The sequence below is a fragment of the Prauserella shujinwangii genome (genome assembly GCF_003001955.1).
Taxonomy (GTDB): domain Bacteria; phylum Actinomycetota; class Actinomycetes; order Mycobacteriales; family Pseudonocardiaceae; genus Qaidamihabitans; species Qaidamihabitans shujinwangii.
Window position 1 is genome coordinate 275,452 of the sequence record NZ_PVNH01000009.1, and the last position, 14,899, is coordinate 290,350.

Consider the following 14,899-nt stretch of genomic DNA (forward strand, 5'->3'; position numbering starts at 1 on the left):
ATGCGGGTGCTACTGACCGGACACAAGGGATACCTGGGCACCGTCATGGCGCCCGTGCTCGCCGCCGGGGGGCATGAGGTGACCGGCCTCGACTCCGGGCTGTTCTCCGGCTGCGTCCTCGGCCCCGAGCCGCAGGACCCGCCCGGGCACGAGGTCGACCTGCGGGACGTCACGGCCGAGCACATGTCCGGAGTGGACGCCGTGGTCCACTTGGCCGCGCTGTCCAACGACCCGCTCGGCGCGCTCGCACCCGAGCTGACCTACGACATCAACCACCACGCCGCCGTCCGCCTCGCCCGGCTGGCGAAGGACGCGGGCGTGCGACGCTTCCTGTACGCCTCGACGTGCTCCGTCTACGGCGCCTCGGGCGGCGAGGGCCTGGTGAACGAGGACGCCCCACTGCGCCCGGTGACCCCGTACGCGGAGTCGAAGGTCCGGGTCGAGGACGACCTGCACGACCTCGCCGACGCCGGCTTCAGCCCGGTGTACCTGCGCAACGCCACGGCGTTCGGCTACTCGCCCCGGTTGCGCGCGGACATCGTGCTGAACAACCTGGTCGGCCACGCCTTCCTCACCGGCGAGGTGCTGGTGCTCTCCGACGGCACCCCGTGGCGGCCGCTCGTGCACGCCGCCGACATCGCGCGCGCGTTCGCCGCCGCGCTCACCGCCCCGCGCGAGGCCGTGCACGACCGCGCGTTCAACATCGGCACCGAGCGCAACAACGTCACGGTCGCCCAGATCGCCGAGGAGGTCGTGGCCGCGGTGCCCGGCTCACGGCTGTCCATCACCGGCGAGGCGGGCGCGGACCCGCGCTCGTACCGGGTCGGCTTCTCCCGCTTCCGGGAGGCCGTGCCCGGCTTCGACTGCGAGTGGACGGTCAAGGCGGGCGCGGTCGAGCTGATCGAGGCCTACCAGCGGCACGGGCTGACCCGCGACGCGTTCGACCGGCGGTTCACCCGGCTCGCCTGGCTCAAGGAGCGCACCGGTTCCGGTGCCGTCGACGACACGCTGCGGCGGGCGTGATGTCCGGCGCGGAGATGCACGCCCTGGTCGAGCGGCTGTACCCGATCTGCCGCAGCATCACCGGCGACGGGGTGCGCCGCACGCTGGAGCTCGTCTCCGAGCTGCTGCCGCTGGAGACGCACGAGGTCCCCACCGGCACCCCGGTGCTCGACTGGACGGTGCCGCTGGAGTGGAACATCCGCGACGCCTACATCGCCGACACCACCGGCAGGCGGGTGGTCGACTTCGCCGAGTCGAACCTGCACGTCGTCGGCTACAGCGTGCCGGTGCACGCCACGATGAGCCGCACTGAACTGGCCGAGCACCTGCACACGCTGCCCGAGCACCCGGCCTGGATCCCGTACCGCACCAGCTACTACGCGCCCACATGGGGCTTCTGCCTCGCGCAGCGGGCCCTCGACGCGCTGCCGGAGGGCGACTACGAGGTACACATCGACTCGACGCTGGCCGAGGGGCACCTCACCTACGGCGAGCACGTCGTGCCCGGCCGGGTCACCGACGAGGTGCTGGTGTCGTGCCACGTCTGCCACCCCTCACTGGCCAACGACAACCTCGCGGGCATCGCCGTGGCGACGTTCCTCGCCAGGGAACTCGCGGCGCGGCAGCCGTACTACACCTACCGCTTCCTGTTCGCGCCGGGCACGATCGGCGCGATCACCTGGCTGGCCCGCAACGCCGAGCGCGTCGAGCGAGTCCGGCACGGCCTCGTGCTGGCCTGCGCGGGTGACCGGGGCGCGCTGACCTACAAGCGGAGCAGGCGGGGAGACGCCCCGATCGACCGGGTGCTGGAGTACGTGCTGCGCACCTCCGGCCGGGAGCACACGGTCGTCGACTTCTCGCCCTACGGCTACGACGAGCGGCAGTTCTGCTCGCCGGGGTTCGACCTCGGCGTCGGCTCGCTGTCCCGCACGCCCTACGCCGGGTACCCGGAGTACCACACCTCGGCCGACGACCCGGGCTTCGTGTCCCCGGACGCGCTGGCCGACACCCTCGCCGTCTGCCGCGAGGCGTTCGCCGTGCTCGACCGCGACCGCCGCTACGTCAACCTGAGCCCCTACGGCGAGCCGCAGCTGGGCAGGCGGGGACTGTACGACTCGCTCGGCGGGCGCTCCGATGCCAAGCAGGCACAGCTGGCGATGCTGTGGGTGCTCAACCTCTCCGACGGCGGGCACTCACTGCTCGACATCGCCGAGCGGTCCGGCCTGCCGTTCGCCAGCGTCACCGCGGCCGCCGACGCCCTGCTCGCCGCGGGCCTGCTCAAGGAGTGAGCGGATGGGTATCGGACGACACCGGCGCGTGCGGCCGTCCCGCGGGCTGAAGGCCATGGCGGGGCGGCTCAGCTGGGGCCTCGGCGACCAGGCCGTCTCCAGCCTCACCAACTTCGCCGTCGGTGCGTTCGTCGCCCGCTCGCTCGGCGCCGGGGCGTTCGGCGCGTTCAGCCTCGCCTGGGTCACCTACGGCGTGCTCGTCAACGTCTCCCGCGGCCTGGCCACCGACCCGCTGATGGTGCGCTTCAGCGGCGTCGCCGCCGACGCGTGGCGGGGTGCGGTCGTCCGGGCCTCGGGCACCGCGCTCGCCGTCGGCGTCGCGGGCGGGCTCGGCTGCCTCGGGCTCGGCCTGGTGATCGGCGGCCCGGTGGGTGGCGCGTTCGCGGCACTCGGGGCCGTGCTGCCCGCACTGCTGGTGCAGGACTCCTGGCGGTACGCGTTCTTCGCCTCGGGCGAGGGGCGCAAGGCGTTCGGCAACGACCTGGTGTGGGGTGCCGCCCTGGTCCCGGCGATGCTGCTCGCCTCCGCACACGACAGCGTCGTCGCGTTCGTGCTCGCGTGGGGCCTCGCCGCCGCCGTCGCGGCGGGCTTCGGCTGCGTGCAGACCGGGGTGCTGCCGCGCCTCACCGTGGCGGCGACCTGGCTGCGGCAGCAGCGCGACCTCGGCCCGCGCTACCTCGTGGAGAACGCCAGCAACAGCGGCGGCTCGCAGCTGCGCATGTACGGCCTCGGCGCCATCGCGGGCCTCGCCGACGTGGGCGCGGTCCGCGGGGTCGAGCTGCTGCTCGGCCCGTTCCTCGCCGTCCTGATGGGACTGTCGCTGGTCGCGGTCCCCGAGGCGGCCAGGGTGCTCCGGCGCTCGCCGCACCGCCTGCGCGTGTTCTGCCTGCTGCTCGGCGGAGGGCAGGCGGCAGCGGCCCTGTGCTGGGGCACCGCGCTGCTGCTCCTGCTGCCCGACCGGGCCGGTGAGTTCCTGCTCGGTGCCGTGTGGGAACCCGCTTCCGCGCTGATCGTGCCCGCGACGCTCGGGGTCGTCGGCGCGAGCTTCTTCACCGGCGCGGCCACCGGCCTGCGCGCCCTCGGCGCGGCGCGCCGCAGCCTCCGCTCGCAGCTCGTCGCCTCCGCCGCCTACGTCGCGGGCGGGCTCGCCGGTGCCGCCCTCGGCGGCGCGCTCGGCTCGGCGTGGGGCGTCGCGGCCGGGGTGGCGTTCGGCGCGGTCGTCTGGTGGGCGCAGTTCGGGGCCGGGCTGCGCGAGCACGTGGCCCGGCCCCAGCCCGAACCCGAAGGAATGAGGACGTCATGACCACCGTCCCCCGGCTGAGCATCGGTCTGCCCGTCTACAACGGCGAGGAGTACCTCGCCGAGTCGCTGGACGCGCTGCTCGGCCAGAGCTACGGCGACTTCGAGCTCATCATCTCCGACAACGCCTCCACCGACGGCACCAGGGACATCTGCGAGGACTACCGCAGACGGGATCCGCGGATCAGCTACGTGCGGCTGACCCGGAACGTCGGTGCCGTGCCCAACCACAACTTCGTGTTCACCCGCGCGCGGGGCGAGCTGTTCAAGTGGGCCTCGCACGACGACCTGTACGGCCGGGACCTGCTGCGCCGCTGTGTCGAGGCACTCGACGCGCACCCCGAAGCCGTGCTGGCCCACTCGGCGAACGCGATCATCGACGGCGCCGGGCGCGTCACCCACCGGTACGACTACCGGATCGCGACCGACTCGCCGCACGCGCCGGAGCGTTTCCGCAGCCTGCTGTTCGAGCCGGGCGGCGACGACTTCTACGGGGTCATCCGCGCCGACGTGCTGCGCCGGTCCGGCCCGCACGACAGCTACCACCACGCCGACCGCACGTTCGTCGCCTCGCTCGCGCTGTACGGGCCGTTCCACCAGGTGCCGGAGCTGCTGTACTTCCGCCGCGACCACCCCACCCGCGCCGAGCGGGCCAACCCGACCATCCGCGGCCGCTGCGCCAACCTGGACCCGCGCCGGGCCGACCGGCTGCGGCACCCGACGGCGCGGCTGCTCGGCGAGTACGTGCTCGGCTTCGTCGACGCCGTGCGGCGGGCGCCGCTCACCCCTGCCGAGCGGCGGGAGTGCTACCGCCACCTCGCGGGCTGGTTCGCCAGCCGGACCCGTCCCGGCGCGGGGCAGCGGGTCGAGGACGCCCCGCCCATCTCCGTCGCGGAACTCGACCTCACCGTCGACACGGTGGTCGCGGGCCGCGCGGGGAGCACGCCGTGAGCCAGTCCGTCCGCATCGGGCTGTTCGGACTGCTCGGCTCGGGCAACCTCGGCAACGACGGCTCGTTCGAGGCGGTGCTCGCGCGGCTGCGTGCGGAGCATCCGGACGCGCTGCTGGACTGCCTGTGCGCCGGGCCCGGCGAGGTCACCGCGCGGTACGGGCTTCCGGCGGCGCCACTGAACTGGTACCGCGGCGAGTACGAGACCGTGTCCGGGGTCCGTTCGGTCGTCCTGAAGCTGGTGGGCAAGCTCGCCGACGCCGTGCGCACGGCAGCGTGGGTGCGCGGGCACGACGCCGTGATCGTGCCGGGCATGGGCGTGCTGGAGGCCACGTTGCCGCTGCGGCCATGGGGTTTCCCCTACTCGCTGTTCCTGCTGTGCGCGGCGGGCCGGGTGTTCGGCACCCGCGTGGCGCTGGTCAGCGTCGGTGCCGACCGGGTCAACGCGAGGGCGACCCGCTGGCTGATCACGCGCGCGGCGGCGCTCGCGACCTACCGGTCGTATCGCGACGAGCTGTCCAGGACCGCGCTGCGGCGGATGGGTGTCGACACCTCGGCCGACGACGTGTACCCCGATCTGGCGTTCGCGCTGCCCGCGCCCGCGGCCGCGGCCCCGAACGGGACGGTCGGGGTCGGTGTGATCGACTTCCACGGCAGCGACGACGAGCGCGCCGAGGCGGACGCGCTGTACGCCGCCTACCTGGCCAGGATGAAACGCTTCGTCGGCAAGCTCGTCGCGGACGGCCGCCCGGTGCGCCTGTTCACCGGCGATGTCGCGGACCAGGCCGTGGTCGACGCGCTGCGCGCGGAGATCGACTCGCCGCTGCTGTCCGCCGCGCGGACCACGACGATCGGCGAGCTGCTGCGCGAGATGTCCACAGTGGACGTCGTGGTCGCCAGCCGCTACCACAACGTGCTTTCCGCGCTGCGGCTGGGCAAGCCCACACTGTCGATCAGCTACGCGGCCAAGAACGACGAGCTGATGGCCGACCTCGGCGTCGGTGAGTTCCGGCAGCCGATCCGCACTCTCGACGTCGGCCTGCTGCTCGCCCAGCTCGCCGATCTGGAGGCCAGGTCGGACCGGGTGCGCGCCACGCTGGCCGGGCGCAACGCCGAACTGACCCGCGCGCTCGACCGCCAGTTCGCGGCACTGTCGGCGGCCCTGTTCCCGCACACCACGTCCGAGGAGGCCAGGTGAAGGCGACCCCGGTCCCCGCCATCGCGGGGGCGTACCTGTTCGAACCCACGCCGCACGCCGACGAGCGCGGGTTCTTCTGCCGCACGTTCGACCGCGCCGTGGTCCGCTCGGTGGGCATCGACCCGGACGGGTTCGCCCAGGACAGCGTGTCCCGCTCCGGCAAGGGCGTGGTGCGCGGGCTGCACCTGCGCTCGGGCCGGGGCGAGGCGAAGCTCGTCCGGTGTTCCGCGGGCGCGGTGTTCGACGTCGTGGTCGACCTGCGGACCGGCTCGCCGACGTACCGCAACGTCGAGTCGTTCGAGCTCACCGGCGACACCCAGGTGTCGCTGTACATCCCGGCGGGCTGCGCGCACGGGTTCCAGGCGCTCACCGAACCCGCCGACGTCTCCTACCGGATCGACCGGCCACACGACCCCGCCGAGGACGTGACGATCGCGTTCGACGACCCCGAGCTCGCGATCCCGTGGCCGTTGCCGGTGACCCTGATGTCCGAACGCGACCGGCGCGCACCACGGCTCGCCGACGCACTCAACCCGGCGCGGTGACCACCATGGACCTCGCACGATCCAGGGCCGCGGCCGAGCGCCTGCACCAGCTGGTTCCCGGCGGCGCCCACACCTACGCCAAGGGTGACGACCAGTACCCGGCCGGGCTCGCGCCGGTCATCTCACACGGGCGCGGCGCCCACGTGTGGGACGTCGACGGCAACCGCTACGTCGAGTACGGCTCCGGGCTGCGCTCGGTCAGCCTGGGGCACGCGCACCCGCGCGTCGTCGCGGCGGCCCGGCGCGAGCTGGAGCGGGGATCCAACTTCGTCCGCCCCGGCATCCTGGAGCTGGAGGCGGCCGAGCGTTTCCTCGCGGCGGTGCGCACGGCCGAGATGGTGAAGTTCGCCAAGAACGGCTCCGACGTCACCACGGCGGCCGTGCGGCTGGCCCGCGCCGCCACCGGCCGCCCGCTGGTGGCGATCTGCCGCGATCAGCCGTTCTTCTCCACCGACGACTGGTTCATCGGCACCACGGCGATGAACGCGGGCATCCCGGAGGAGACCACGAACCTCACCGTGTCGTTCCCCTACGGCGACCTGGCCGCCACCGAGGAACTGCTGCGCGCGCACGACGGCAGGGTGGCCTGCCTGATGCTGGAGGCCGCCGGGCAGCGGGAACCACCACCCGGGTACCTCGCCGGGCTGCGCGAGCTGGCCGACCGGCACGGCTGCGTGCTCGTGTTCGACGAGATGATCACCGGGTTCCGGTGGTCGGAGGCGGGTGCCCAGGGGCTGTACGGCGTCGTGCCCGACCTGTCGACGTTCGGCAAGGCGCTCGGCAACGGGTTCGCCGTGTCCGCGCTGGCCGGTCGCAGGGAGCTGATGGAACAGGGCGGGTCACGGGACGCCCGCGACCGGGTGTTCCTGCTGTCCACCACGCACGGTGCGGAGACGCACGCGCTGGCCGCCGCGATGGCGGTGTTCGACACCTACGTCGAGGAGGGCGTCACCGCCCGCCTGCACGAGCTCGGTGAGCGGCTGGCGGCGGGAGTCCGCGAGGTGGCGGCCGGGATGGGTGTCGGCGACCACGTCCTCGTCCGCGGCCGGGCGAGCAACCTGGTGTTCGCCACGCTCGACGAGCGGCTGCGCCCGTCCCAGGAGTACCGCACACTGTTCCTGCGGCAGCTGGTCACCGGCGGGGTGCTCGGGCCGTCGTTCGTGGTGAGCAGCGCGCTCACGGAGGACGACATCGACCACACGATCGACGTGGTCGGCCAGGCCTGCGCGGTCTACCGCAAAGCACTGGACGCGGGTGACCCGAGCGCCTGGATGGGCGGCCGCTCGGTGCGGCCCGTCTTCCGAAGGCGGAACTGACGCCCTGAACAGCGGTTTTCCACTCGGCAGAGTGACAACACGGCGGGCCGGAGATGCGTAGTTTGTCGTCATGTCGCCACCGCGCGCCGCGCTCGCCGCGGCGCTCACCCTCCTGTTGTCGCCGCTGCCCGCACCGGCCGCGGCGGCCCCGGCGCACCCCGAGCCGTGGGCCGTCTGCGACAACCAGCCGGCGCTCCACCCCGAGCCGCCCGACGCTGCCGTCGTCGTCGACCCGGCCGTCGACGCCGACCTGCACGCCAAGACGAGCGCGCACCCGCCGGGCACGACGTTCTGGCTCGCGCCCGGCACACACACGCTCGGCCAGGACGAGTTCGGGCAGGTGATGCCGAAGGACGGCAACACCTACCTCGGCGCCCCCGGTGCGGTGCTCGACGGGCAGGGGATCAACCGGTTCGCCTTCACCCGGCAGGCGAGGGACGTCACCCTCCGCGGCCTGACGATCCAGGGCTTCGCCGCACCGAAGGACCAGGGCGTGGTCAACCACGACTCCGGTGACGGCTGGGTGATCGAGCACAACACGATCCAGCGCAACGACGGCGCGGCGCTCATGGCGGGGGACCGCCAGCAGGTGCGGGGCAACTGCCTGCGCGACAACGGCCAGTACGGCATGAACGCCTACCAGCGTGGCGACGGCATCACCGGCCTCGTCGTGGCGGGCAACGAGATCACCGGCAACAACACCGGCGACTGGGAGACCAGGGAACCGGGCTGCGGCTGCACCGGCGGCATCAAGTTCTGGGCCGTCGACGGTGCCGACATCCGCGGCAACTGGGTGCACCACAACCACGGGCCGGGACTGTGGGCCGACACCAACAACAACGACTTCCTCATCGAGGGCAACCTCATCGAGGACAACGAGGCCGAGGCCGTCTTCTACGAGATCAGCTACAACCTCGTGCTGCGCGACAACGTCATCCGGCGCAACACCTGGGCGATGGGACGCCGGTTCGCCGAGCGCGGTGACGACTTCCCCGTCGGCACCGTGTACGTCTCCGAGTCCGGCGGCGAGCCGAGGGTCCCCGCCCGCACCGACCGGATCGAGATCCACGACAACCTGTTCGAGGACAACTGGTCCGGCATCACCCTGTGGGAGAACGCCGACCGGTTCTGCAACAGCCCGGCCAACACGTCGTCGGGCTACTGCACGCGGCTGGTGGAGGAGGTGGCGGCGTGCGCCCGCCCCGGCATCGAGACGCCGCCGCTGGACGACGACTGCCGCTGGAAGACGCAGCGGGTGGACGTGCGCGGCAACACGTTCCGCATCGACCCCGCGGCGATGGGCTGCGCGGACCGGTCGTGCGGCCGGATGGCGGTGCTCGCCAACTACGGCACCTACCCCGACTGGTCCCCGTACCACGGCTTCGGCGTCGCCGGCGCGATCACGTTCGGCCAGGACAACCACTGGTCGCGCAACACCTACGCCGGGCCGTGGTCGTTCGTGGCCCACGACGTCGCCCGCGCACTCGACGCGGCCCAGTGGCAGGCCGCGCCCTACCACCAGGACACGTGCAGCTCGTTCACCCCGGACTCGCCTGCCTGCTGACCGGGCGGCGTTCGGCGGCCAGGTCGACGAGCAGTGCCAGCACGGGCATCACCGCCAGCGCGGTGGCGAAGCCGCCCAGCGTGTCGGTCGCGTAGTGCGCGCCCAGCGCCACCTGTGACCAGGCCATCTCCGCCCCGGCCACGGCCGGCGCGCCCAGTGCCACCAGCACGCCCGCCGTCCGCCCCGCCCGGAACAGGTCCACGGCGAGCAGCGCGAACACGAACGCGAGCGCGGTCGCCAGCGCCGTGTGCCCGCTCGGGTAGGACAGGTGCTCGCCGTTGATCGTGCGGCCGAACACCGGCTTCAGTGCCGTGGTCACGGCGGCCGGGACGAGGCATGCGACGGCGAGCACGGCCAGCCGCCGCCTGCGCAGCAGGAGGCACAGCCCGGCCAGCAGCGTCACCAGGATCGCGGCGCCGGCCGGTTCCGCGCCGAAATCCACCATCAGCGCCACCGTGCGCGCGGGCGAGTCCGCGTCCAGGATCGCCGCCGTCGCCGCGGCGTCCACGCCGTGCGCCACCGACTCACCCGCGTGCAGGATGCCGACCAGGACGACGGTGACCGTCGCGACCACCGCGGTCACCGTGAGCGGCGGGCGCAGCGGCCCGGCGAGTGCTCTCGGATCGGGACCGGCCAGGCTGCTCACTCGTTCGCCACCCACATTCGACAAGTCGGGCTTCGTGCCCGAAGCGTTTCCCGCGAACGCGTAACGAGCGGCCCCCCGGCGCCGAATCCACTATGGAACCGCGGCAGGAAGGAAACGCCATGCGCCTGCGTTCGAGCGACATCTCGGCCCGCACCCTCGGAGACGAGACGATCGTCCTCAGCCTGCCCTCGTCCCGCTACTTCTCCATCACCGGGGTCGGTACCCGCGTGTTCGAACTGCTCCAGCGGGACGTGACCCTCGACGAGCTGGTCGGCACGATCACCGAGGAGTACGACGTCGACGCGGACAGCGCGCGGCGGGACATCGAGCTGTTCCTCGACCGGCTGCGCGATGCCGAACTCCTGCACTGAGATCGCGCCCGTCACCGGGCTGCCCGTCATTCCGGCCTGGGAGGTCGCCCTCGGCCGCCCCACCGGTTCCGTGCCGCTGCTGCCCGCGCGGCCCGCCCGGGTCGATCCCGACCCTCGGCGCGCCCTGCGCGACGCGTTGCTGCCCGCGCTGCTGCGCCCACCGTGTGTCGTGGCGTTCTCGGGGGGCCGCGACTCCTCGCTGCTGCTCGCCGTCGCCGCCGAGCTCGCCGCCGGGGAGGGGCTCGAAGTACCGGTCGCCCTCACCTTCCGCTATCCCGGCGACCCCGCGGCCGACGAGTCCGCGTGGCAGGAACTCGTCCTCGCTCACCTGCGCGGGCGCGGGCTGCGGCCGGTGTGGGTGCGGCGAGAGGTCACCACGGAGCTGGACAACATCGGCCCGCTGGCCGCGCCCGTCCTGCGCGCCCACGGCGGCCCCAGCTACCCCGCGGGCATCGGCAACACGATCCTGCTCTCCTCGTACGCCCGCGGCGGCAGCCTGGTCACCGGCAACGCGGGCGACGAGGTGCTCGGCGGGCACCGCATGCCGGTGCTGCGGGCCGTCCTGCGGCGGCGGGGACGCGGGCTGACCGGGGCGGACTGGCGGCTGGCCGCCACCTGCGCGGCCCCGGCGCCGGTGCGGTCCCGGCTGGCCAGGCGTGTCTCCGGCGGCGCGGGCTGGCTGCGGCCGGGCCCCCGTGCCGCCGCGCTGGCCGAGGCGGCCCGCGGCCACGACCGGCCGCTGCGCTGGGACCGTAGCGTGTGGTCGGCGCTCGCGCCGAGGGCGGTGCTCGTCGGCGAACGGACCCGCGCCCGTGTCGCGAGGGACCGTGACTGCGCGCTGGTCGACCCGCTGAGCACCCCGGGTTTCGTGGCGTCGTACGCGGCGTTCGGCGGCCGCTGGGGCGGGCTGACCCGCGCGGCGGGCATCCGGCTGCTCGCCGGGGACCTGCTGCCCCCTGAGCTGCCGGGCCGCCGCGACAAGGCGCGCTTCAATGCCTCCCGGTTCGGCCCCGTGTCGCGGGAGTTCGCGCGGGCATGGAACGGGCGGGGCGTCGACGACCGGATCGTCGACCCGGACGCGCTGCGCGCCGCGTGGCTGTCCCCGGAGCCGCCCGCGGCGACGGCGCTGCTGCTGCAACAGGCCTGGCTGGCCACGACGGGAGGCGCATGACCGTCCGCAGACGCATCCGGCTGGTCCTCGAAGCGCTGCACGCGGTGGCCGTGCTGGCCGCGATCGAGGCCGGGCTCCGTGTCACCGACCTGCCGACGGTGTGCCGCCTGCTGCGGGTGCGCCTCGACCTGGAGAGCGCGCGGCCGCCCGCGGTGGAACGGGCCGTGCTGCCCCGGCGGATGCGCCCGGCCGTGCTCGCCTGCGGCGCCGTCGTCACGCGCTGGCCCGCGGGCGACACCTGCCTGCGCCGCTGCCTGCTGCTCGGCCACCGGCTGCGGGCCCTGCGCCCGGTGCTGCGCATCGGGGTCCGCCGCGTGGACGGGGGCGAGTTCTCCGCGCACTCGTGGCTGGAGATCGGGGGACGCACGCTCGATCCGGCCGCCACCGGGTACGCGGCGCTCGGCTCGGCGGGGCGGTGAGCGGACGTGGCGCACGTGTACCGCGCGCACGGGCTGACCGTCGTCAGTGAGCTGCCGCTGCCGCTGCCGCCCGGCGATCCCGGTGGCGCCGAGGCCGGCCCCGATCTCGTGCTGCGCCTCGGCGGGGAGCGGCCGGTTCCGCACGAGCATCCGCCCGGTACCCGAGTGGCCGGGCTGACCCGCGCGGACGGCCGGATGTTCTACAGCCTCGTCCGGGAAGGCGACCGGACCGTGCTGCGTTACCCGGAGCTGTGCGAGTTCACCGGCGACCGGGAGTTCGGCGCCGTGACGGTCGAGCCGCACCCGGGAGTGGACCCCGGCCTGCTGTCCGTGCTGGCCGGGGGCACGCTGCTCGCCGTGCACCTGACCCTGCGGCAGCACCTCGTGCTGCACGCCAGCGCCGTGCGGGTCGGCGGCCGTGCACTGGCGTTCGTGGGTGCCTCCGGCATGGGCAAGTCGACGCTCGCCGCGGCGTTGTGCGGTGCCGGGCACGGTCTCGTCGCCGACGACGTGCTCCGCGTCGACCGGACCGAGGCGGCCATGCTGGTCCACCCCGGCAGCACCGAGAGCAGGCTGCGTGTCAACGCGCGCGGGCTGGCCGACGCGGCACCCGCCGGGGCCGTGCGCCCGACGGCGGACGGCAGGCTCGCGCTGCGCCCCGGCACGCGGGCGGACGGGCCGTTGCCGCTCGCCGCGTGCGTGGTGCCCCGGCCGAGCCGCGAGGTGGACGGCGTCGCCGTCCGCAGGCTGCCGCCCTCGCTCGCGCTGCTGCGGATGTGCCAGTTCCCGAGGGTCCTCGGCTGGTGCGACCCGCCGTCGATGGACGCCGCGTTCCAGGCCCTCGGCGACCTGGTGGAACGGGTGCCGGTGTTCGAGGCGACCGTGCCGTGGGGCCCGCCGTTCCCGCCCGGCGTCCTCGACGACCTGCTCGCCGCCGTCACCCCCTGACCGCGACGACGTGTCCGCGACCTGTGTACGCGTGTCCGCCATCCATGGTCGCGTGTCCGCCGTCCATGGCCGCGTGTCCGCCGTCCATGGTCGCGTGTCCGCGACCTGTGTCAGCGCGGACCCGGGGTGGCGTACACCGATGTCGGACACGTGTTCCTAAGTCGCGGACACGTGTTCCTAAGTCGCGGACACGTGTTCCCAGGTCGCGGACACGCGGTCAGTGGTAGGCGGAGGACTGGAGGCGGTACAGCTCGGCGTACTGGCCCGCCCTGGCCATCAGCTCGTCGTGCGTGCCGGACTCCACCACCCGGCCCGCGTCCATGACGTAGATCCGGTCGGCCAGGCGCGTGCTGGAGAACCGGTGCGAGATCAGCAGCGCCGCCCGGCCACCGAGCATGGCGCGGACGTCGGCGAACAGCTCGTGCTCCGCGCGCGGGTCGAGCGCGGCCGCGGGCTCGTCGAGCACCACCAGATCGGTGTCCCGGTAGAGCGCCCTGGCCAGCGCCACCCGCTGCCACTGCCCACCGGAGAGGTCGACGCCCTCGTCGAGGTCACGGCCGAGCATGGTGTCGAGCCCGTCGGGCAGCCGCCGCGCCGCGGGCAACACCCCCGCCCGGTCCGCCGCGTCCGCGACCCGCCCGGGATCGGCGTCGCCACCTCCGTCGCTGATCACGATGTTGTCCCGCAGCGACAGCTGGTAACGGACGAAGTCCTGGAAGATCACGGTCGTCGACGCGCGCACGTCCGGCGCGGGCGCATCGGTGCCGTCCCAGCTCCGGGTGCCCGCGTCCGGCTGGTACAGCCCGGCCACGATCTTGGCCAGGGTGGTCTTGCCCGAGCCGTTCTCGCCGACGAGCGCCACCACCTCGCCCGCGCCGATCTTCAGGTCCACGTCGTCGACCGCGGGCCGCTCCTGACCCGGGTAGCGGAACCCGACACCGGTCAGCGCGACGCCCTCCCGCAGCGGCCGCTTGCGGCCCCTCGGCGGCGCGGGCGGGCCCGAGGCCACGAACCGCTCCAGGTCGGCGAGGAACGGCGCCGACTCCAGCAGCCCGCCGATCGCCCCGAACATCGTGCTCAACTGCCCGGAGAGCAGCCGGACGGCGATCGCGGCCGCCCCGGCCTCCGCCAGGCTGATCCGCCCGCGCCGCACCAGCTCGATGATCGCCAGCAACGCGGCCGTCAGCGCCACGGCCACCCCCGCGGTGGTGAGCGCGGCGATCAGCTGGCGGCGCCGGACCTGGGTGCGCAGCGCCGCCGCCACCTCGTCGTTGAGCTCCTGGTGCCGCGCCCGCAGCGGCCCCGCCGCCTCGAACGCCCGCAGTTCGGCGGCGTACGGCCGCTGGGTGAGCAGCTGGCGCAGGTAGTTGCGGCGGCGGAACAGCGCGGTGAGCCGGTGGGCGAAGGCGAACTCGCTGCGGCTGGCCCAGCGGGAGAGCAGCACGGCGGGCAGCCCGGCCGCCAGCAGGATCGGCACGAGCAGCGGCTCGACCCCGATCAGCGCGGCCGACAGCGTCACCACGCCCAGCAGGCTGCCGGTAAGCCCCAGCAGCGAGGTGGTGACCGCGAACGGGCGGGTCAGCGCGTTCTGCTGGATCCGCTCCAGCGTGGTCGCGAAGCCGGACGACTCGTAGGTGACCAGGTCGGCGCGTGCGGTGGTGTCGAGCAGCCTGTCCCAGACCCGCTGCGACACCCGCTCGCCGAGCAGCCGGTGCTGCTGCGTCTGCAGCGGGCCGACCGCACCCGAGAGGGCGGTGGCGAAGGCCAGCAGGAACAGCGCGGGGGTGAGGCCGAGGGCGGCCTGCTCGGGCGCGAGCAGGGCGTCGAACGTCAGCTTGCCCGCCGCGACCACGCCGAGTGCCGCGCCCGCTCCCACGATCTGGTAGGCGGCCGCGACGACCGTGCCCAGCCGATCGGCCCGCCACACCTCACCGGCCGCCGCGGCGACGAGCCGCGGGGTGGCCACGGAGACCCTGGCGGCCCTGGCCATCCGTACCAGACGCACCGGGAAATCGTATCCGCGCGGCGGCCCTTCCGGACCCGAGGCGCAATACCCGGGTGGTACCGGTTGCGTCACCGTGTGGACACGTTCTCCGTCCGGGTGTAACGGCTGCGCCGAACGCACGAATTCACCGGCAGGGCCGGGCAACGGCGCCCGACCGTCCATTGTCGCCAGGAAGGG

14 protein-coding genes are annotated in these 14,899 nt (G+C 73.9%); 12 read left to right on the plus strand and 2 right to left on the minus strand.

Features of this window, described 5'->3' with window-relative positions:
- From B0I33_RS22375 to B0I33_RS22410, 8 genes are all read left to right on the plus strand, one after another.
- Positions 1–1,023 carry an NAD-dependent epimerase/dehydratase family protein gene (locus B0I33_RS22375; RefSeq protein WP_106180797.1) on the plus strand — a complete coding sequence of 341 codons (1,023 nt, stop codon included), beginning with the start codon at positions 1–3 and terminating at the stop codon, positions 1,021–1,023.
- Positions 1,023–2,291, plus strand: a complete 1,269-nt coding sequence (locus B0I33_RS22380; RefSeq protein ID WP_106180798.1) for a DUF4910 domain-containing protein — start codon at positions 1,023–1,025, stop codon at positions 2,289–2,291. Before B0I33_RS22375 ends, B0I33_RS22380 begins: the two co-directional genes overlap by 1 nt.
- A gap of 4 nt (positions 2,292–2,295) precedes the next feature.
- A complete protein-coding gene (locus B0I33_RS22385) occupies positions 2,296–3,594 on the plus strand; it encodes an MATE family efflux transporter (RefSeq protein WP_106180799.1) in 1,299 nt (432 codons plus the stop codon).
- Entirely contained in the window at positions 3,591–4,541 is a 951-nt protein-coding gene (locus tag B0I33_RS22390) for a glycosyltransferase family 2 protein (RefSeq protein WP_106180800.1), read from the plus strand. Before B0I33_RS22385 ends, B0I33_RS22390 begins: the two co-directional genes overlap by 4 nt.
- Positions 4,538–5,737, plus strand: coding sequence for a polysaccharide pyruvyl transferase family protein (locus B0I33_RS22395; RefSeq protein WP_106180801.1), 1,200 nt, complete (start codon positions 4,538–4,540; stop codon positions 5,735–5,737). The genes B0I33_RS22390 and B0I33_RS22395 overlap by 4 nt, the downstream gene beginning before the upstream one ends.
- A complete protein-coding gene (locus B0I33_RS22400) occupies positions 5,734–6,282 on the plus strand; it encodes a dTDP-4-dehydrorhamnose 3,5-epimerase family protein (protein WP_106180802.1) in 549 nt (182 codons plus the stop codon). The genes B0I33_RS22395 and B0I33_RS22400 overlap by 4 nt, the downstream gene beginning before the upstream one ends.
- Before the next feature lie 5 nt (positions 6,283–6,287).
- Positions 6,288–7,598 (plus strand): glutamate-1-semialdehyde 2,1-aminomutase, encoded by a 1,311-nt coding sequence (locus tag B0I33_RS22405; protein ID WP_106180803.1) that lies wholly within the window; start codon positions 6,288–6,290, stop codon positions 7,596–7,598.
- A gap of 70 nt (positions 7,599–7,668) precedes the next feature.
- A complete protein-coding gene (locus B0I33_RS22410; RefSeq protein ID WP_106180804.1) occupies positions 7,669–9,162 on the plus strand; it encodes a right-handed parallel beta-helix repeat-containing protein in 1,494 nt (497 codons plus the stop codon).
- On the opposite strand, the gene B0I33_RS22415 is transcribed toward B0I33_RS22410, so the two are convergent.
- A complete protein-coding gene (locus tag B0I33_RS22415) occupies positions 9,137–9,808 on the minus strand; it encodes a phosphatase PAP2 family protein (RefSeq protein WP_219927239.1) in 672 nt (223 codons plus the stop codon). The genes B0I33_RS22410 and B0I33_RS22415 overlap by 26 nt on opposite strands.
- Positions 9,809–9,927: 119 nt before the next feature.
- Here B0I33_RS22415 and B0I33_RS22420 point away from each other — a divergent pair, with 119 nt between their 5' ends.
- Genes B0I33_RS22420 through B0I33_RS22435 form a run of 4 tightly spaced genes read left to right on the plus strand, consistent with a single transcriptional unit; the run spans position 9,928 to position 12,717 of the window.
- The gene (locus B0I33_RS22420) at positions 9,928–10,179 is read left to right on the plus strand and encodes a PqqD family protein (protein ID WP_106180805.1); all 252 of its coding nucleotides are present in this window, start codon (positions 9,928–9,930) and stop codon (positions 10,177–10,179) included.
- Positions 10,160–11,350 carry an asparagine synthase-related protein gene (locus tag B0I33_RS22425; protein WP_106180806.1) on the plus strand — a complete coding sequence of 397 codons (1,191 nt, stop codon included), beginning with the start codon at positions 10,160–10,162 and terminating at the stop codon, positions 11,348–11,350. The genes B0I33_RS22420 and B0I33_RS22425 overlap by 20 nt, the downstream gene beginning before the upstream one ends.
- Entirely contained in the window at positions 11,347–11,769 is a 423-nt protein-coding gene (locus B0I33_RS22430; protein ID WP_106180807.1) for a lasso peptide biosynthesis B2 protein, read from the plus strand. The genes B0I33_RS22425 and B0I33_RS22430 overlap by 4 nt, the downstream gene beginning before the upstream one ends.
- Positions 11,770–11,775: 6 nt before the next feature.
- Entirely contained in the window at positions 11,776–12,717 is a 942-nt protein-coding gene (locus tag B0I33_RS22435) for an HPr kinase/phosphorylase (RefSeq protein ID WP_181193410.1), read from the plus strand.
- A gap of 217 nt (positions 12,718–12,934) precedes the next feature.
- Here the strand turns inward: B0I33_RS22435 and B0I33_RS22440 are convergent, their stop codons facing one another.
- On the minus strand, positions 12,935–14,722 hold the full coding sequence (locus B0I33_RS22440) for an ABC transporter ATP-binding protein (RefSeq protein WP_245900930.1): 1,788 nt from the start codon (positions 14,720–14,722) through the stop codon (positions 12,935–12,937).
- Between the last annotated feature and the right edge of the window lie 177 nt (positions 14,723–14,899).

Bases quoted from the DNA above. Each gene is read 5' to 3' on its own strand.
- B0I33_RS22420 (WP_106180805.1), top strand. From the start codon at position 9,928: ATGCGCCTGCGTTCGAGCGACATCTCGGCCCGCACCCTCGGAGACGAG.
- B0I33_RS22410 (WP_106180804.1), top strand. From the start codon at position 7,669: ATGTCGCCACCGCGCGCCGCGCTCGCCGCGGCGCTCACCCTCCTGTTG.
- B0I33_RS22380 (WP_106180798.1), top strand. From the start codon at position 1,023: ATGTCCGGCGCGGAGATGCACGCCCTGGTCGAGCGGCTGTACCCGATC.
- B0I33_RS22385 (WP_106180799.1), top strand. From the start codon at position 2,296: ATGGGTATCGGACGACACCGGCGCGTGCGGCCGTCCCGCGGGCTGAAG.
- B0I33_RS22390 (WP_106180800.1), top strand. From the start codon at position 3,591: ATGACCACCGTCCCCCGGCTGAGCATCGGTCTGCCCGTCTACAACGGC.
- B0I33_RS22425 (WP_106180806.1), top strand. From the start codon at position 10,160: ATGCCGAACTCCTGCACTGAGATCGCGCCCGTCACCGGGCTGCCCGTC.
- B0I33_RS22375 (WP_106180797.1), top strand. From the start codon at position 1: ATGCGGGTGCTACTGACCGGACACAAGGGATACCTGGGCACCGTCATG.
- B0I33_RS22430 (WP_106180807.1), top strand. From the start codon at position 11,347: ATGACCGTCCGCAGACGCATCCGGCTGGTCCTCGAAGCGCTGCACGCG.
- B0I33_RS22405 (WP_106180803.1), top strand. From the start codon at position 6,288: ATGGACCTCGCACGATCCAGGGCCGCGGCCGAGCGCCTGCACCAGCTG.